This is a genomic window from Bdellovibrio bacteriovorus str. Tiberius (genome assembly GCF_000317895.1).
Taxonomy (GTDB): Bacteria; Bdellovibrionota; Bdellovibrionia; order Bdellovibrionales; family Bdellovibrionaceae; genus Bdellovibrio; species Bdellovibrio bacteriovorus_F.
Map to the genome: position 1 here is coordinate 3775367 of NC_019567.1, position 17874 is coordinate 3793240.

The 17874-nt window shown below is 48.9% G+C and carries 23 protein-coding genes; 8 read left to right on the plus strand and 15 right to left on the minus strand.

The annotated features are described in order from the left end of the window. Nucleotides 1-55 precede the first annotated feature (55 nt). Complete coding sequence (locus BDT_RS17835; protein WP_015092643.1) at nt 56-466, plus strand: CoA-binding protein; 411 nt, start codon at nt 56-58, stop codon at nt 464-466. On the opposite strand, the gene BDT_RS17840 is transcribed toward BDT_RS17835, so the two are convergent. From BDT_RS17840 to BDT_RS17860, 5 genes are all read right to left on the minus strand, one after another. Continuing rightward, nucleotides 467-1357, minus strand: coding sequence for a DUF6635 family protein (locus BDT_RS17840; protein WP_080602448.1), 891 nt, complete (start codon nt 1355-1357; stop codon nt 467-469). Between the two features lie 148 nt (nt 1358-1505). Beyond that, nucleotides 1506-2042: a hypothetical protein gene (locus BDT_RS17845; RefSeq protein ID WP_235046187.1), complete on the minus strand. Its 537-nt coding sequence runs from the start codon at nt 2040-2042 to the stop codon at nt 1506-1508. Next, a complete protein-coding gene (locus tag BDT_RS17850; protein WP_015092647.1) occupies nt 2024-2836 on the minus strand; it encodes a metallophosphoesterase family protein in 813 nt (270 codons plus the stop codon). Before BDT_RS17850 ends, BDT_RS17845 begins: the two co-directional genes overlap by 19 nt. Then, nucleotides 2833-3735 (minus strand): hypothetical protein, encoded by a 903-nt coding sequence (locus tag BDT_RS17855; protein ID WP_235046188.1) that lies wholly within the window; start codon nt 3733-3735, stop codon nt 2833-2835. Before BDT_RS17855 ends, BDT_RS17850 begins: the two co-directional genes overlap by 4 nt. 111 nt (nt 3736-3846) lie before the next feature. After that, nucleotides 3847-5202 (minus strand): MBL fold metallo-hydrolase, encoded by a 1356-nt coding sequence (locus BDT_RS17860; protein WP_015092649.1) that lies wholly within the window; start codon nt 5200-5202, stop codon nt 3847-3849. Nucleotides 5203-5351: 149 nt separating this feature from the next. Here BDT_RS17860 and BDT_RS17865 point away from each other — a divergent pair, with 149 nt between their 5' ends. Together BDT_RS17865 and BDT_RS17870 are read left to right on the plus strand one after the other, a co-directional pair. Next, entirely contained in the window at nt 5352-5717 is a 366-nt protein-coding gene (locus BDT_RS17865; RefSeq protein WP_015092650.1) for an ArsR/SmtB family transcription factor, read from the plus strand. After that, nucleotides 5701-6654 carry an SRPBCC family protein gene (locus BDT_RS17870; protein ID WP_015092651.1) on the plus strand — a complete coding sequence of 318 codons (954 nt, stop codon included), beginning with the start codon at nt 5701-5703 and terminating at the stop codon, nt 6652-6654. Before BDT_RS17865 ends, BDT_RS17870 begins: the two co-directional genes overlap by 17 nt. A 34-nt stretch (nt 6655-6688) precedes the next feature. Here the strand turns inward: BDT_RS17870 and BDT_RS17875 are convergent, their stop codons facing one another. After that, a complete protein-coding gene (locus BDT_RS17875; protein ID WP_235046190.1) occupies nt 6689-7681 on the minus strand; it encodes a VOC family protein in 993 nt (330 codons plus the stop codon). A gap of 113 nt (nt 7682-7794) precedes the next feature. On the opposite strand from BDT_RS17875, the gene BDT_RS17880 reads away from it, so the two are divergent. Next, nucleotides 7795-8568 carry an exodeoxyribonuclease III gene (locus tag BDT_RS17880; protein WP_041578087.1) on the plus strand — a complete coding sequence of 258 codons (774 nt, stop codon included), beginning with the start codon at nt 7795-7797 and terminating at the stop codon, nt 8566-8568. Between the two features lie 35 nt (nt 8569-8603). Here BDT_RS17880 and BDT_RS17885 read toward each other — a convergent pair whose 3' ends face one another. From BDT_RS17885 to BDT_RS17895, 3 genes are read right to left on the minus strand one after another with little or no spacing between them, the layout of a single operon-like run. Next, complete coding sequence (locus BDT_RS17885) at nt 8604-9086, minus strand: SRPBCC family protein (protein WP_015092655.1); 483 nt, start codon at nt 9084-9086, stop codon at nt 8604-8606. 9 nt (nt 9087-9095) lie between these two features. After that, entirely contained in the window at nt 9096-9509 is a 414-nt protein-coding gene (locus BDT_RS17890) for a VOC family protein (protein WP_015092656.1), read from the minus strand. A 10-nt stretch (nt 9510-9519) separates the two neighbouring features. After that, entirely contained in the window at nt 9520-10050 is a 531-nt protein-coding gene (locus BDT_RS17895; protein WP_015092657.1) for an SRPBCC family protein, read from the minus strand. Between the two features lie 78 nt (nt 10051-10128). Between BDT_RS17895 and BDT_RS17900 the strand changes: the two genes are divergently transcribed. Then, nucleotides 10129-10764 (plus strand): TetR/AcrR family transcriptional regulator, encoded by a 636-nt coding sequence (locus BDT_RS17900; protein ID WP_015092658.1) that lies wholly within the window; start codon nt 10129-10131, stop codon nt 10762-10764. Here the strand turns inward: BDT_RS17900 and BDT_RS17905 are convergent. Then, a complete protein-coding gene (locus BDT_RS17905) occupies nt 10761-11306 on the minus strand; it encodes an FBP domain-containing protein (protein ID WP_235046192.1) in 546 nt (181 codons plus the stop codon). The two genes, BDT_RS17900 and BDT_RS17905, sit on opposite strands and share 4 nt — an antisense overlap. Further along, entirely contained in the window at nt 11307-11783 is a 477-nt protein-coding gene (locus BDT_RS17910; RefSeq protein WP_148278896.1) for a carboxymuconolactone decarboxylase family protein, read from the minus strand. A gap of 116 nt (nt 11784-11899) precedes the next feature. On the opposite strand from BDT_RS17910, the gene BDT_RS17915 reads away from it, so the two are divergent. Continuing rightward, nucleotides 11900-12838, plus strand: a complete 939-nt coding sequence (locus BDT_RS17915) for a sigma-70 family RNA polymerase sigma factor (protein WP_015092661.1) — start codon at nt 11900-11902, stop codon at nt 12836-12838. Between the two features lie 14 nt (nt 12839-12852). On the opposite strand, the gene BDT_RS17920 is transcribed toward BDT_RS17915, so the two are convergent. The 3 genes from BDT_RS17920 to BDT_RS17930 form a co-directional block, all read right to left on the minus strand. Continuing rightward, nucleotides 12853-13455 carry a type 1 glutamine amidotransferase family protein gene (locus BDT_RS17920; protein WP_015092662.1) on the minus strand — a complete coding sequence of 201 codons (603 nt, stop codon included), beginning with the start codon at nt 13453-13455 and terminating at the stop codon, nt 12853-12855. A gap of 15 nt (nt 13456-13470) precedes the next feature. After that, nucleotides 13471-14454 (minus strand): PAS domain-containing protein, encoded by a 984-nt coding sequence (locus tag BDT_RS17925; protein WP_015092663.1) that lies wholly within the window; start codon nt 14452-14454, stop codon nt 13471-13473. A gap of 73 nt (nt 14455-14527) precedes the next feature. Continuing rightward, the gene (locus BDT_RS17930; RefSeq protein ID WP_226987839.1) at nt 14528-14722 is read right to left on the minus strand and encodes a hypothetical protein; all 195 of its coding nucleotides are present in this window, start codon (nt 14720-14722) and stop codon (nt 14528-14530) included. Nucleotides 14723-14833: 111 nt separating this feature from the next. Here BDT_RS17930 and BDT_RS17935 point away from each other — a divergent pair, with 111 nt between their 5' ends. Beyond that, a complete protein-coding gene (locus BDT_RS17935; protein ID WP_041578088.1) occupies nt 14834-16576 on the plus strand; it encodes a DEAD/DEAH box helicase in 1743 nt (580 codons plus the stop codon). Nucleotides 16577-16619: 43 nt separating this feature from the next. After that, nucleotides 16620-17546: a JmjC domain-containing protein gene (locus BDT_RS17940; protein ID WP_015092666.1), complete on the plus strand. Its 927-nt coding sequence runs from the start codon at nt 16620-16622 to the stop codon at nt 17544-17546. Here BDT_RS17940 and BDT_RS17945 read toward each other — a convergent pair. Next, nucleotides 17543-17863, minus strand: coding sequence for a winged helix-turn-helix transcriptional regulator (locus BDT_RS17945; protein ID WP_011165997.1), 321 nt, complete (start codon nt 17861-17863; stop codon nt 17543-17545). The two genes, BDT_RS17940 and BDT_RS17945, sit on opposite strands and share 4 nt — an antisense overlap. Nucleotides 17864-17874: the final 11 nt, after the last annotated feature.

Below are 17874 nucleotides of genomic sequence, written 5' to 3' on the forward strand. Positions count from 1 at the left end.
GCTTGAACTTAACCCGTCCCTCGTTGAACATGGAAATTCAAACTGAGGTGCCCTTATGAATGTCAAAGACAGCGAATTCAAAGCCCTGCTGGAAAAGTACAAAAAATTCTCTGTGTACGGGCTAAGTCCTGACGCCACCAAAGCCAGTCACTATGTTCCCGCGTATATGCGAGATCACGGCTGGGATATGGTGGGCACTTACCCAAAAAAGCATGAAGCTGGTGGATTCAGAATATATGGCAGCCTTGCTGACGTTCCCGCTGAATATCGCAAGTTTGTGGATGTATTTCGCAGCTCTGACCGTATTGACGAAGTCGTGGATGAAGCCCTGGCCGTGGGTGGAGTGGAAGTGCTATGGCTGCAACTGGGCATTGCCAATCCCGAGGCTGAAGCCCGCGCCGAAAAGGCCGGGATCAAAGTTGTTTCCAACCGCTGCCTGATCATCGAACACAAGAAATACTTCTGATTAGGCCGCCTGCTTCACCGAAGCAGGCTGACGAAGGTGATTTTTCAGATCTTTCTTCAAGGCAATAAAAAGCTTTTCTTCAAGATTGTCCACCAAGGCATGAAGCTTTTTATCGTGCAGTCCAAACCGCTTGCGGGCCGGATCACTTAGAACACTGACTAACAGACTGCACACGGTCAGTAAGGTGCCGACCGCCAAGGTCGCCATCACCACCTGCGTATTTGTCGGGGCCGGTGGAAACACTCCGTAAAAAACCGAGCCCACTTTTTCACCCAGGAAGAAATTCGAAGAAGCTTTTTCCCGGGCCATCTTACCGGCGATGCGGCTGCCCAACCCCATGATTCCCAGGGACTTATCCCCAAAATAGATCCAACCCGCAGCCAAGGTTAACAGGGAGCTGCAGATGTCATTGATCATAGCCTGACTGGACGTATACTTTTCAATTTCTTTCAGCACTTCACTGCGAATCTTGCGCTGATTCAACTCCACAGTGCCCGAGGCCACCATGGGACCCAAGACGGGATCTTTGCGAACGTAGTCCATCAGGATACCTTCGCCCACAAGCTCTGTTGCAATCAGCTTTTCAATGTCTTTCTGATAGCCCGTCTTAAAACTTGCCGGAAGAATATCGATAATGGGATTCAGCGCGGGCCAGCCCATTTTATCAGACGTCTCTACCGCCTTTTTTAACATCAAGTAAGGGATCGACCAAAGCGCATTCACCGGACTTAACAGCAGATCCAACGGCAAGTGCCTTTTCTGAATCTGAATGGATTCAGACACTGAGAAATGCTTTTCAATGAAGGGGGCGATATGCTGCTTTCTGTCCGCGGCGAATTTTTCAATGCAGTCGTCAATGGCGCCCAGAACTGGCGCTGCTCTTTGATCCATGAGGAATCTCCTGAATCCATTCTGACAAATTTTCTGCAGGAAAAGGATTAATTCTCTGGCTTGTCGAGATCCCTGATCCGAATCTCGTTTTAAAACAGGCCGTCCAGCAGGAAAGACAATGAATCTGTCGACCTTTCAGCCACTATCTTTAAAATAAATACTGAAGCGAGAATCCGGAAGACACATAGTATTGCAGATCGCGATTGGAATTGTTAAACAGCGCGATCACCCCGTTATCAAAGATACGGATGCGATAAGCCAGGCCAATCCGGCTGGGCATAAAGGTGTACGTTGTTCCAAATTCCAAACCATAACGAAGCGCGGTCCAGTCATAGTATTCCGGGTAAGGATATTTATCCGGAGACTTCATAAAGTAGTGGTCCTGATCCAAAGAGTACGCCGTGAAAAAGCCAAACTGCAAGGGCCGCCACATGTCTTCACCGACCGGACTATTCCAGCGGGAATAGCGATAGACGAAGTTTGTTTGATAATAGGTTTGATCATCCAGTGGGTAAGCCCCCACTGAAAAATCCACGGCATGCTCTGGTTCCCATTCGTAACTGACACCCGCGGCGACCGTTCCCATGAAACCGGCACGCTCAACAAGTGCACGCCAGTCCCCGGCCTGCGCCGAAAGACCCAACAGCAACATCACGACGAAAAGACCTATTTGATGTTTTCGCATGTGGTTACTCCTGTATCCATACGTTTCACACAGAACTGCCCGGCTTGCACCGTGATCGTCAGCCAATGAGTGCCGTCATCACCCGCCACCCGTCCACATTGCATCATGATGGTGTCATGATCCTTCGAAAGATCATAAACGTGGTTGTGACCGTTAAAGATCACCTTCACCCTTGGATGTTCGATCACATAGCCCAGGATCGTGGCATCGTCATTGAAATAGCGCTCGTTATCGCGCAACTGCACGTGCGAAAAGATCATGATGTTTTTGCCGGTTTCATCCACGCGGTCCTTCAACCACTGCGGATCAAATTCACCGGGATTTTCAAGATTGTTCGAATTAAAGAAAATGTATCTATAGGTCACCGACTCGAAATAGAAATTCGATTTCCCGAAAGCCTTGCGATAAAGCTTTGGCCCCGCTCCGATGGAATCGTGATTTCCCACCGCATTGATGTTGATCTGATCCAGACGGCCGATGGCTTCGATAAATTCATCGTATTCCAGATTGTAGGCCGAATTGGTGAAATCCCCCAAACCCGCAACAAAATCAAGATCGGTGGCCTGATTCATCTGATAAGCCATCTTGTCCGTGGCCTTGTAGTTTTGATGGGGATCAGAGAACACCCCAATACGAATCACACCGTCGCCTTCAATGTCCCCCAGACGACTGATGGCGATTTCGTTCAAATTGCGTTCGGGTCGCAGCAAGTTGTCTGAAAACGGCGAATCCACAAATGGCGCGCAGGAACTGGTCAGTACAAATGCCGAAAGATAGAAGGCCCACTTCATCATAGTCTGAACTCCACGCCCAAACGGCCATAGAAGTCGTTTTTGATTGTGGTCACTTTTGAGTTTGGAACATAAATGCGCTCAGATTCATACAATCGACGATCCACGGCCGCTCCCAGAGCGAAAGACACTCCCGTTTCCGGGGTTACAAATTTCTTCAAAGCCCCTTCCGCGAAGATCTCTTGATAGTACAACCGGTCCGCGTCGTCTTTGCGCGTGTCAAACATGTAAGACCGTACGGTCAGCGCGGTTCTGGCCTGGAAGACGAAACCGTGATCCATATTCTTGCTTGTTGCCAACTTCACCCCAAATGGAGTCAGACTGAAATTCGTCACCCACTCTTCTGTAGCACCCCATTCCAGCATCAGGAATGGCAAACCGACACTGAAACGAAAACCGGGCCAGATATCCTGAATCACCCCGATGAACGGATACGGCAGACCGTTATAAATCCCACGATTGTCCGACTGATTCACCGCAAAGATCCAGTGATAATCATTGCCCGTCACCATTCGGTAAGAAATCGTCCCGTCGAAATAGTCATTGCGTGGCGCCCCCCAGGGAACGTCACTGGCGGTGGCGTAAGAGGCAAATACACTCATCATACTGCCGCTGGCGAAAACTTTGCGCACCCCAAAACCCGCGCCCTGGTTCTGCAAAGCGGTTCCGATGAAGATGTTTTCCCCGCCAAGATTGAACTGCGCGCGTCCCAGCTGAAGATTTTCATCAAAGATCCGGGCCGAAGCACTCCAGGTTTCGCTTTTATAAATGGGAATCAGAATATCACCACTGAAAATTCGCACGGGCGAATCCTTGTACGTGTATGGCGAAGACCAAAGATCCGAACGGAAATCAAAGATCAATCGCAGATTGTCTTCTTCAATCGTAGGGATATTTCCCAAAGGAGCGCCCCAACATGGTTGCAGCGCCAGCATCGTTAAAAGGGGTATCAGACGTTTAAGCACATATCAGTTTTAGAGTTGCTGTAAACATCAGTCAATGGATAGAACCGATTAAAACGCTGCTCTCTGACAGCCTGTCAGGCGGCGAAGTTGCGCCAGCTGGTAAGCTCCGAAGACTCCGTTGAACAGACAGCGAATCAGCGGATCTTCGACCACATCCACTTCAGCCACGGCAGAACTTAGTTCGGCGACAAAATCAAAATCATTAATCCGCATATACATGGATGTTAATGTCTCGCCTGCCTGCAAAGCCGCGTGCAGCTTGTAAAGGGCCACTTCGGTTGCCCATGCAATGTTGCCTCTGGCTTCCGTCAGCCTTTCGATCTCGGACCCGTGGACCTGATAAAAGAATTCCTGTCCTTGACCTTCATGATCAAAGACGGAAAGCCGCCACAGACGAGGCTTTTCAAAGTAGACATCTTCAGGGGCCGCCATCGAGCGGTACTTTTCCAAAAGTCCTCGTTGGCAGTATTCAAGCACACTGCGGGTTTGTTCGGGCGTTAATGCCGGAAAGTGCTTAGCCATTTCAGAGGTTTTTGGCGGAACCAGGTTCGGCTGATAGTCATAATCGACATCCTGCGGACCCACAGGCGTTATCCACGGAAGCGATTCCGAGGATTGAACCCCGCCATGATCCAGCACAATGCTGCATGACGGATTCAGGCGCACCACTTGCGCTTGAGGCAATAATGCTTTGATCTGAGTTTGAAAACCCGCATAGGACACGGGAAAAAAGGCGTGATTGTACCAAGACCAGCTTTCCATGGAAAACTGGCAGGAACTTGGGATCACGAAACGAGGATTGAGCGCCTTTATCTGTTCGGCCCACTCTTCCGGGATCAAGCCATCGGAAGGGACGGCATTTCTTGGAGCGATCACTTCAATTTCACGCATCGTCTGAAAAGGCCACATCACCAGATCCCACGGGGCCTGATCACGCAACAAATCCAAGGTGTCATAGTCAATCCAGGAATCCACGACATTCAGAATGTTTAAACCCTTGGCCTTGATCTGAAACAAGGAATCCACATCCGCATCCAAAGCCCGGCGCGGAATGACTTCAAATTCACCTATTCTAACTGGCGTATTCAACGCCAAAGAATTCACATTGGTAAATCCCAGCTGACGAATCCAATCAAAGATTTCGTCAAAAACACAGTACATGTAAATCGGAGTGGTTCGATCCAGCAGATTCAAACTGTCCAAGGAACAATGATCATCATGGTAATGGGAAATAAAAACAGCGGAAAACTTCAGCTCGCGAATCTGCTCTTGGTCAAACTCGACAGCAGGAAAAGCATGGCAGTTACGACTGAAGGGATTTTCAAAGATCGTATCAAAGGCTAAGCGCGTGCCCTCGCACTCAAAGACGTAACCGGCATGAAGGATTCGGGAAACTTTCACCATGGCAGTGTTCTATTACAGACCCGGGCCTTTGCCACGCGTTTTTGTGATATTTATAACTTATTGAAATTGCTTAATTTAATCGCAAATTTGACAGATTCACCTAAGAGGTTTATATTTAACTTATTAGTTAATTAACCGATAGGTGTATTATGCAAGACCATCTTAGCCTGACCTTTGCCGCTTTAGCAGACCCCACCCGCCGGGCGATGCTGGCTCAGCTTTCAAAAGGTGAAGCCAATGTGTCGGATCTGGCCAAGCCGTTTCTAAAAGAAATGAGCCTGCCTGCTGTCACCAAACATTTAAAGGTGCTGGAAAAAGCGGGCTTGATTACGAAATCCAAAGAAGCGCAGTGGCGCCCCTGCAAACTGAACGGCGATGGCTTGAAAGATGTCGCCGACTGGATGGAGCAATACCGCATCTTCTGGGAAGAAAGTCTTGATCGCTTAGATGCCTACTTAAAAACCGTCACTGTGAAAGAAAAACCGAAAGGGAAAAAACATGGCCGCAAAAAGTAAATCCAACGAAATCAAAATCACGCGAATTTACGATGCCCCGGTGAAAGCCGTATGGGATGCCTGGACGGATCCCGCCCAAGTTGCCAAATGGTGGGGTCCACGCGGATTCACAATCACCACTCACAGCAAAGACCTGCGCCCCGGCGGCCATTGGGCTTACACCATGCATGGACCCGATGGAACCAACTGGGAAAATAAAACCATTTATCACGAAGTCGTAGAACGTTCGCGACTGGTGTACGATCACGGAGGCAACGATGACAGGCCTCCTCTGTTCCGTGTGACGGCCACATTCCAGGATGTTAAAGGCAAAACCAAGCTTGAAATGACCATGACTTTGCCAACTCCGGAAGCGGCACAGGAAACCAAAAAGTTTATCAAAGCTGCTGGCGGCAATTCCACTTGGGACCGTCTGGCGGAATATCTGGAAAAAGAATCTTCAGGCCACGAGACATTTGTGATCAACCGTTCGTTTGAAGCACCGATCAACACGGTATTTGAAATGTGGACGAATCCCGAACACTTTGCCAAATGGATTCCACCGACGGGGTTCACCATGAAATTCCTGCGTGCGGATATTAAAACTGGCGGCAGCACGCTTTGCATGATGACTAACGGACAGGGCGTCGAATTCTATAGTCGCGCTCATTATCTGGAAATCAATCGCCCGGATCGCATCGTGTACACGCAACAGTTCTGCGACAAGGATGAAAAACCATCCCGTCACCCACTGGCGCCAACATGGCCCGAATCCATGAAAACCACGGTGCTTTTGACCGAGGAAGCTCCGGATGAAACCCGAGTCACAATCACCTGGGAAGCTCACGGGACTTGGACGAAAGAGGAACTGGCAACCTTTGTTCAGGGCCGCGCCGGAATGACGCAAGGATGGACTGGATCCTTCGACAAACTGGAAGATTTACTGGCGAAAGAGTAAGAATGAGAAAGGCCGTGGAAAGCACGGCCTTTTTTTATTTCAGAAGCTGACGAAGCTCAGACTCGCTGAGTGTTTGTAATCGCAAAAGCTCGTCATAAGGATTCCCGGACAGCCCCAAAGCCCTGGCAAAAGCCGGCTCGGTCTTATCCCCGGCTTTACGTAAAGCCAGAATCTTTTCAGCCAATGACGATCCACCCACATGCAACAGACGCTCTTCGACCAGGAAGTGCAGGTTTGCATTTTGTTTGGCTGTATCTTTCACTTGCGCAAAGACCTCAAAGGGCACGCCTTGAAAATCAAAAGAAGCTGTCACCGCAGCATACTGCGCGTGGGTTTCGATCTTAAAGTTTTCAAAGCCGGAGAAGTTCTTTCTAAACAAGGTCTCCGCCGCCGTCAGATCTGGAACGTTGATCAGAACATCCACATCAGATCCAGAAACATTCATACCCAGCGGGTAGGTTCCCACCAACAGGGGCTGATGTACCTTCAGGGCTTTCAGAACACCTGAACTTTTCACAGCTGCATAAACGGCTTCGTTCTTTTCAAGTCGGATAACAGATTCCAAAGACAGCGGATGAAATTTGATCGCCAGTTCATCCAATGAAATTTCAAGCTCGGGATTAAAATCTTTTTTTAAACCCGATTCACTGAAAACTGCTTTTGGATAACGAGCCTTGATTTCATCAAAGCCGCTATCTGCAACCACTTCAAAGTGCTCGAAACCTTCAACAGTGACTTTACCCGGCTTGGGCGCAGGAAGTTCGACCACCTGAATCGACCAGTCTCTAAAACGAATAGGTTCAGCAAACTTGTAAGTGGCAATAGGTCGACCATTCACGTCGCTTTCAATCAAAAGTTCGGCAAAGGACGCGAACTGCGTTTTGAAGACGTTATAGTTTTCCAAAGAAGAAACGCGATAACAAAGATGATCAATGAACCAGTGCTTATCCAGTTGGATATTCTGAGCATCCAACTTATTGAATACCCTCTGCAGAAAGTCCTGAGCCGCGATGTTAAATTCGTTCATATTCATCTTTAAATGCTCCTGAAAGCTGAGCCTTTTATAGTATCAAAACCCGGGCGGCGGCAACCCTCGACCGGCCTTGACCTCCATCGGCAAAATCCCCTATTGTAGGGCTTATGAAAATGATCTCTTGGAATGTTAATGGGTTGCGTTCGGTCCACCGCAAAAATTTCCGCGAATGGTTTGAAAAAGAAAAAGCCGACATCATCTGCCTGCAGGAAATTAAAATCACCGACGAAGCCATCAAAAAGGATGAAGAATTCTATCATCCCGCGAAATACCATTCTTCTTGGGCTTTTGCCGAAAAAGCTGGTTATTCCGGCCTGGCACTTTATTCCAAGAAAGAACCCGACGACGTGCGCATCGGATTGGGCATCCCGAAGTTTGATATCGAAGGCCGCTGGCTGGAAGCGGATTTTGGCCCGATCACAGTTGTGAACAGCTACTGGCCCAACAGTCAGCGCGAACACACCCGCTTGCCGTTCAAGCTGGAATTCTGTGCGGCGGCGGAAAAGCGCCTGCAAGCCCTTCGCAAGAAAGGCCGCGAAGTCATCATTTGCGGGGACTTTAATATCGCTCATAAAGAGATTGATCTTAGAAATCCCAAAACCAACATGAAGAACGCGGGCTTCCTTCCGGAAGAGCGCGCATGGATGACCAAGTTCCTGGACAAGCTTGAATGGGTCGACAGCTTCAGAAAGTTTGAACAAGGGCCTGATCATTACACCTGGTGGAGCTATCGCCCCGGAGTTCGCGAAAAGAACATCGGATGGCGCTTGGATTATTTCCTGGTGAATAAAGAGGCTTCTGACCGCCTGAAGGCGGCGGCCCACTGCCCGGACGTGATGGGTTCAGATCACTGCCCGGTGCGCCTGACCCTGAAGAAATAAAAAAAGCGGCTTTGTTACAAGCCGCTTTTTCTTTTTTAAAGACTCTTCATCACTTTCACAAGCTGATCAGCACAAATGCCCCAGCCTTCATGGAAGCCCATGGCTTCGTGTTTTTTCAAGTCTTCTTCACTGCGATGGCGAGCCACGGCCGTGTACTTGGTTTTTCCCTGATGCTCTTCAAGCAAGATGAAGGCCGTCATCGGGAAACCCGCGCCGGATTCTACGGTCGGAACCGGGCGGAATCCTGGAGCCAAAACATCAGTCCATACAAGCTTTTTGTTCTTTTCAACTTCCAGGAAGCAGCCGACATTCGGGTACTTGTCACCTTCCGGAGATTGCATCACCGTGCGGAAGATCCCGCCTGGTTTCAGATCCACTTCGGCCTCAATGGTTTTCCAGGGTTCCGGGCAGAACCATTTGGTCAGAATCTCTGGAGTCGTCCAGCCCTTCCATACCTGTTCAGGGGTCAAATCAATAACTCTCTCAAGCACCAGATCAAGCTTTGGATCAATATTCATAACGGCCTCCTATTTCGGCATCTTGCTCATGTTCATAAATAAAATATTCCAGCGGTGACCGTCCGGATCGGCAAAGCCACACCCGTACATCCAACCGTCTTTGTCTCCGGGGTCACCAAAGGATTTGGCCCCGGCTTTTTCGGCTCGGCTGGCCCAATCATCCACTTCCGCGACAGAGTCAGCACCCAATGAAAAAAGCACTTCTCCGGATTCATGGCTTTCTGTCACGGCAGAACCACCGATAAATTCTTTGAACATCACATCCGGGAAGATATTCAACACAACCTTCTTGCTTCCCAAAAACATTCCCACCATGTGGGGGGCCGCGTGAGCGGTGTTCATTTCAAAACCAAGCTCGGTATAAAATTTACGGCTTTTTTCAATATCCTTGGAAGGAAGATTGATCCAAAATTCGCCTTTCATCTTCTGCTCCTTACCTTACTTCCACGATGGCTTTTAGGTTTTCAAAGCCTTTGCGGAATTGATCCGTGATCATTTTTTCGCAATCGATAAAGAATGTAACAAGTTTTCCAACATAGCCACCATCACCGGACATGGACCAGCTGAAACGAGTTCCTTGTCCTTCGGGTGTCAGGCGATATTCCACAATATTGTCAGCGGCCAAAGGTTCAGTCATCAGCAGACGAAGCTGCACCAGTTCATTGGGAACAATTCGGATGATCTCAATTGAGCCGGCACCAGCCTCTTTATTGCCAGCAAAAGTCATCTTGCTGCCCACTTGATTCGGTTCACCGATAAATTCTTTTTTCATGTTCGGATCCACTTTTTCAAATGGAGACCACTCCCCGCCCAGCTTCAAATCACTAATATAGGGAAAGATCTTTTCCGGCGGAGCCGCTATCACTTCGCCTGCTTCATAGCGAAATTCACCCTTGCGAGTGGCGATAAAGGCCAGGAACAATGCCACGACAACCAGAACACCCACGACCACTTTGATCAACATAAAGACCTCCTATATGAGAAACCTTAACATACTATTTAGTATGTTGTAAAGATCGGTCTTTTTTGCTAGACTCTTTACATGGAAAAAGGAAAAAAGGTGCGAAAAGCACCTCTTAGAAAGACCCGAAACCTGGAAAAGTCCCGCAAAGAGATTTTGGATGCGGCTTTTTGGGAGGTCTTTACCCGCGGATTTCAAGGGGTTAGCATCGATGACATTGTCAAAAAGACGTCGATGACCAAAGGGGCCTTTTACCATCAATTCCCGACAAAACTGGATCTGGGCTATGCCCTGGTGGATGAAGTCATCAAGCCCATGACCTATGCCCGCTGGATTGATCCGCTTAAAACCTATGAAAACCCCCTTGAAGGGATCTTGCTTCAGTTAAAAAACCTGATCGGTAAGGCAGATCCTCAGGAACTTCGCTATGGCTGTCCTTTAAATAATCTGGTGCAGGAAATGGCGCCGGTGGATGCTGGCTTTAAAGAGCGTCTGCAAGATGCGCTGAACTACTGGATTGATGGCATGGATCAGGAACTCAAGCGCGCCAAAAAAGCAGGTTATCTGCGTGACGACATCAACACCCGTCAGGTGGCGCATTTTGTGGTGATGGCCCATGAGGGCTTTTACGGGATGTTAAAGGGCCTTGAAGATCCCAAAGCCTTTAATGCCCTTTATGATTCTCTGAAAAGATATTTTGAAATTCTAAAAGCTTAGTCCGGGCGATAGTTGCTGATATTTTCAAAGAGCTTGGACATCTTATAGTAAAGCTCCGTGATATTTTTCTCGGGATCTTTCCCCGCCAGCATTGCCGCTTCTTCAATCTTTTCAATACAGCGCAGGTCCTGACAGATCATGTAGGAGTTACTGACATTGGCGCTCATCGCAACCGAAAGCAGGCCGATTTCTTCTGACGAACCATAAGCATTGCACCAGTTGCAAAGACCGCCCGTGGGCTCACCGCTGGAAGCGGTTCGTTTAAACGCCACACCTTTGGGAAGATCCCAGTTGGGCATTTTCATGACCAGATAGGTGTAAACTCCAGAGGACTCTTTCCACGTGAAGTAAGAGCGGATGTTCAGGGGGAACTTCAAATTCCCCGGCAGAACCAATTTTTTCTGATCACGCACACGGAACGATTTCACCAGCTCATCTTCAGAGCTGATCGAAAAGGAATGTTCGGCCTGGAAATTATTGCTGTGAGATTTAATCATGGACTTAGAATATTCCAAGCCCATGATCAAATCGAACAATTTCAACTATAGACCCGCCTTATCAAGACCGAAAAAAGCATCGGCAGAACCGGCAGGATTGCGGAAAGCCACATTCAGACGGTTCCACACATTCACCACGCTGATCCCCAACGTCAGATGAACCAGTTCCTTTTCAGAGAAGTGTTCACGAACACGCTGATACAGCTCATCACTGATATTATCCCCATGCAGCTTGGTGACAGCCTCGCTCCATTCCAAAGCGGCTCTTTCCTTATCCGTAAACAGATGAGAATCGCGCCAGACGGCAACGTGATACATGCGCAGTTCACGCTCGCCGCGAATTTTGGCTTTTTTCACATCCATATCCAGACAGAAGGCACAGCCGTTGATCTGGGAAACACGGTTATGAACCAGACCAAACAGGCTTTCACCAAGGGTTTCTTCCACGGACTGGCTCATTTGTGCGAGCTTTTGGAACTGATCTTGAATCATGGGTGCAAATTGAATTCTTGCTTTGTGCATACAGGCTCCTTGAAGGGGTTTGTGCCCTTAAGACGACGGAGGCCTAAAAATTGTGACAGATCTGGATATTTTAAGGTGAATTGTCACATTTCGCCTTTTAGACTCGTCTTATCGATATGGAAAAACCGCTTTATTTTAATGAATGGGAACCGTCTTTTTCACAGCACCGTCCCTATTTGATATCCTTCACTTTCAGAATGACCGGAAGTCTGGCCGAAGCCGAAGACCTGGTTCAGGATGTCTTTATTGAGGCGGCGAAAACCGACCCTTCCACTATAGAAAGCCACAAATCCTGGCTGACCAAGATATGTTCACACCGCGCGCTGGATCTGCTGAAATCCGCATATAAACAGCGGGAATCTTATTCCGGAACCTGGCTTCCGGATGCGGTGCCTGACAGCCTTCAATATTGGAACTTGCCGGAAGCAGATTCCGCCGACAAGAATCTGATTATAACAGAGAGCCTGACCACAAGCTTTCTGCTATTGCTGGAGCGCTTAAACCCTGAAGAGCGCGCCGTCTATCTGTTGAATGAAATCTTTGAATACTCATTCAAGGAAATCTCTGAGTTCTTAAACAAGTCCGAGGCCGCCTGCAGAAAGATCGCGCAAAGAGCGCGAGAGTTTATTTCCACGAATAAGAAGCGCTTTGAACCTGCCGAAGGTGCAAATCCCACAAAGCTGATTTCGCAGTTCTTTGAAACTGCCCGAACCGGCAATACTGAAGCACTTAGTCTGCTTTTATCTGACAGTTCTGAATTTTGGGCAGATGGTGGTGGGAAGATCTCGGCTGTTCCGCACATCCTGCGCACACCATTTGATATTGCGCGGTTCTTTGCGGGTATCTATTCTTCCCGCGTGAAGCCGCCTTATGAAATGAAAATGGAACTGCACCCGGTCAGTGGACGTCCGGGTGTGGTGATTTCTAAAAAGCTTCCTTCGGGTGATTGGGCCTTTGAAACCCTGATTTCATTTGAATTTGAAGATGGAAAGATTGCCCGAATTTACTCCCAAAGAAATCCGGACAAACTGGCACGCCTGACTTCGCTCCGCTAAGGACCCCGCCTAAGCTATGTCCAGAACTCTGCCGGTGGCGGAGTTCCGTTTTTGAACAGGTTATACCAGTGCTGACGCTTTTCTTCGGTGTAAACATCCAAAGCGCGCAAAAGCTCCAACGTGAAGTCCACCGGGCCTGCTCCGGAAGCCGTGATCAGATTTCCATCCGTAACGGCAAGCTGGTTCTGGTAATTGGCGTCTTCAGTATAGGTTGGCACGAAGGCCTTTAGCATATTCAGATCATTGCTGGTGTGTTTGCGGTCTTTCAGTAAGCCCTCTTGCGCCAGCGCAAAGGTCGCCCCACAGATCGCCGCCAGCACAGAGTTTTGCTTCAAAACCTGGGCTGCCAGTGCGCGCGCGTCTTTATTGCGATCCATATTCGGCCAGTTTTCCCCGCCGATCAGAATCAAAGCGGACACCTGATCTGCGGTAAAGTCTGAGACAGCCGCCTGAGGCTGCACTTCCAGGCTTCCGATGGAGGTGATGGTGTTCTTCGTTTCGGACACAACGGTAAAAGGAATCTTGTTCTGGGAAAGTTCGCTCATCAGGTAAGCGCCTTCCCAGTCCGCGTATTCATCTGGAAGATAGATCAAAATCTTTTTGTCGTTAGCAGCCATGAAGGCCTCCCAAGGTTACTGTAAAACCTTTACTGAAACTTTACCGATCGAAATCGCTTTGCCCGTCTGATCCACAATCGGGAACACCGTGGAAAGATACTTTTCTTCAGTCCCATTTGTCACTAACACTTCGTCATAGGTGACCGGGATCTGCGATCTTAGAACTTCCTGCTCTTTTTCAGAAGAAGCCGAGTGGAATGGAGATTTTAACAGTCGGATGTTTTTTCCCAAAAGGGATTCGCGGGTGAAACCCACCATCCCGGCAAAGGCGTCATTGCAATTGGTGATAGTGCCTTCGGTGTCTTTCACAATCAGCAGGAACGGAGCCGAATCCAGGATCTGCTGCATACGGGTTCTGAAGTTTCTTTCATCGGTCACATCGCGGGCCGAAGCAAAACGAACACCCAGTTCGTCGTCGGCGGCGGCACTCCAGCTCAGGGTGCGATAAGAGCCCTCGGCCGTGCGATAGCGATTCACAAAGTCCACGGAACGCAGGCCCAAACTTAAGGCCTTGATGTTTTCGCGGGTGGATACGCGGTCATCTGGATGAATGAATTCAAAAAACGGAGTGCTGAGCAAAGTCTCTTCACTGTATCCCAGAGTATTCACCAGGGACTTGCTGACTTTCTTCAGACGCCCGTCTTTCCCCGCCACCGCCATCAGGTCATTGGAAATGGTAAAGAATCTATCTAGGGTGATTTGTGAATCTTCCGTTTCGGACAACCGCTGCGCCATTTTGTCGTAGTCACGTCGGGCTTTCTCCAACTCCAGACCGGAAGAATGGCAGGTTGCAATGCCGAAGCAGGCGATGGCTGGAATCAGAATAATAAAAGCAATAATTTGCGTGGTGGTGATGGCCGGTAGAAGGATCGCTGCGGCCACAAACAGGGCTGAAAGCAGCAAAATGGAAATCAGGCAGATCAGAGTGATCTTGTTCTGGACATGCCATGAGCTAAAATACTCAATTGTCTTTTTCTTGTCGTTTAACGCCAAAACCACGTCCCTCTAGCAGTGCATGGGATCATATCCAACCGGATTGGATCATTCAAGTAATCTGCGAACGGGGCCAATTTTAGTGTTCGCCGTCCGCCGCACGCATTTTTCTTAAAACCATCATAATGGTCTCGCCGTCCACCCCGGCGCGTCTCATCAGGGCTCGGGCCTGGTCAAAGTCGTCGGAATCCAGAGCCTCAAAGAACTCGTCAATCTTATTGATCTCTGCAATTTTCTCAAGAACCAAAGTCCCCTCAAAATCACTTTCATCCATATAGACCTCCTGCAAAAATAGTTTAGTCACGGCGCTCTCAGCTGTAAATAAGCTTGTGTCCAGAGAAACTTAAGAAGTGAGATTTTCAGCCTAATCCTGTAAGGTGGGCCCATGTACAGGTTACGTGACTATCAACAGCAGGCGGTTACAAATACGATCCGGTATTTCCAGAAGAAACGGGAACCGGCTGTCATTGTGCTGCCGACAGGTGCGGGAAAAAGTTTGGTTATTGCCGAATTGGCCCGCATCGCCCGTGGTCGTATCCTGGTACTGGCACACGTCAAAGAGCTGGTCGAACAAAACCATGACAAGTACAGAAGCTATGGCCTGGAAGCCGGCATCTTTTCTGCCAGCCTGGGAAAGAAAGATCACGATCAGAAGGCCATTTTTGGAAGCGTCCAGTCCGTGGCCCGCGCCCCGGATGAATTTTTCAACAACTTTTCTTTGCTGATCATCGATGAATGCCATCGTGTCGCCGAAGAGGGCGCAACACAATATCAGGAAGTCGTTAAAAAGCTGCAGGATCGCAACCCGACTTTGTGTGTCTTGGGCCTGACGGCCACGCCTTACCGCATGGGGCTGGGCTGGATTTATGAATACAACCAAGGTGGCGAGCTTAAAACCGAACAAAGCCGATTCTTCAAGCAGTGCGTGTACGAACTGCCACTGTCCTACATGATTCGCCACGGCTATCTGACCATCCCGGTCAAGGTTGATATTCCCGTCACATGCTATGACTTTTCAGACCTGCTGGGAAAAGACCGCGCCTTCACCACCGCCGAGGTTGAAGAAGTTCTTAAGAATCAAAAGCGCCTGACCCCGTTGATTATCAATAACATCATCGACATCACGGAAAAGTACGACCGTCAAGGTGTGATGATTTTTGCCAGCACCATTAAACATGCTGAAGAAATCATGACCTATCTGCCCACGGATCAGGCCCGCGTCGTCTTTGGTGACACGGATATCAAAGAGCGCGCGCAAATCATCCACGACTTTAAACAGAAGAAATTCAAGTACCTGGTGAACGTGTCAGTCCTGACCACAGGATTTGATGCGCCTCATGTCGATGTTATTGCGATCTTGCGCCCCACGGAATCCAACAGTCTGTATCAGCAGATTGTGGGTCGCGGACTTCGTTTATCTGAAGACAAAAAAGATTGTTACGTTCTGGATTACACCGGGGTCGGTCACGACATCTATGCTCCGGAGATCAGCGACAAGCGCCCGGCCAAGGACACCGTCCCGGTCAAAGTGGCCTGCCCAAAATGTGCTTTTGAAAATGATTTCTGGGGTTATGCCGATGATGATGGCGTGGTCTTTGAACATTTCGGCAGAAAATGCAAAGGGGCCTCTCAAGATCCGAACACATTGGAAATCAAGCCCTGCGGATTCCGATTCCGATTTAAGCTTTGCCACAACTGTTCCTGTGAAAACGACATCACGGCCAAGGCTTGTGAAAAGTGCGATGCCGTCTTAATTGATGCTGAAGCCAAACTGAAGCAGGCGAAGCTTTCCAAGAACGCCCATGTGATGACTCCGGACCGGATTTCATTTGAAGAGCGCAAGGACAAGAACTCAAATCCTTACCTCGAAATCCGTTATTACGATCTGGAGTCCAATTACCTCAGCGAAGTCCACTTCTTCAACAACACAACAGCTGTGAAGAAGTTCAATATCAACTTCTTAAGATCCCACCTAAGACTGCCGGAACTGGCCGTGGATCTGACAAGTCCTCAGGAAGTCATCCGATTCCAGAAGCTTTTCCGCTCCCCGATCTTTGTCATCGCCAGAAAACAGGACAAGTTCTGGCGCGTGACCGAAAAAGTCTTTGCTGAAGAGCTGACACCTTAAAGAATAGATAGCCCTGATCGGTTTCTCGGGGTTAAATCAAGACATGAAAAAACTTGGTCTTGCTGAGCTATTGGCTCCTGTCACACTTCCTGAATTCTTTAATTCCCACTGGCCTGTAGAGCCTTTGTTTATTCCGGCGACCCCGGGGAAACTGCAGGACATCTTTTCCTTAGAGCAAATGCAAGATCTTAAAAACCTGATCTCTGCCCGACAGCGCAAAGTTCGCGCCTGCCTGCCTGATTTTGACGACGAATACAGCTCGATTCATCTTGAGCCTAACGATGCGCTGAAAGCCTATCGCAACAACATGACCCTGGTTTTTGATTCCATGCAAAGTCAGGATTCAACGATTGCTGACATATTGGGGAATGTCCGCGCGGACTTGGGGTTAGTAACTGGTGGAGCTGAAAACGATCTGTGCAAAGCGCGTTCGATTGCCTATGCCACACCTGCTGGTTGCGGCACCCGTCTGCATTTTGATGCCAACGCAAACTTCATCATTCAGATCAAAGGCACCAAGACATGGCGACTTGCACCGAATGAGTCCGTGGATTTCCCCACGGAGCGTTTTACCACCGGTTCGGAAGAAATGCCGGCAGCTCTTGAGAAGCAATGTCATGCTCACCTGATCGATGCTTTGGATGAAGACAGCATGGAAGTCGTGATGAAGCCGGGCTGTGTTTTATTTGTCCCCCGCGGTTATTGGCATGAAACAACCACCGAGGAAGAATCCCTTTCACTGAACTTTACATTCAGCCAACCGACGTGGGCTGATGTGTTCACCAAGTCATTGCAAGAGGTCCTTTTAAGATCACCGGAATGGCGCGAACTGGCCGACGGCCTTGAAGGGACTGATCAAGAACGAAAAGAAGCCGCTATCGCACGTTTTGAATTCTTGCTAAAAAGCCTGGCAACAGAGCTGCCGGAAATTTCCGGCAGACTGCTGCTTCAGGAAGGTGGCTTGATCTAGCGCAGCCACTTGTCTCCGAATTTTGCCATGGAATCAAACACGGCAGAAAGACCTTTGCCTTTTTCAGTCAGAGAGTATTCCACCCTTGGCGGGACCTCGGCGTAGACTTTTCTTGAAACCAACCCCTGATCTTCCAGCTCCGTCAGGCGCTCGGTCAGGGTTTTGGGGCTGATGGATCCCAGGGACCGGCGAAGCTCATTGAACCGGACGACTTTATTAGCCAGTAAGTCTCTAAAGATGAGAATAGTCCACTTTCCGTCCAGAATCATCGCCGTCTTATAAACCGGGCAGGCTTCCAATGATTTACTTTTTGCCATTAGTTCACTCC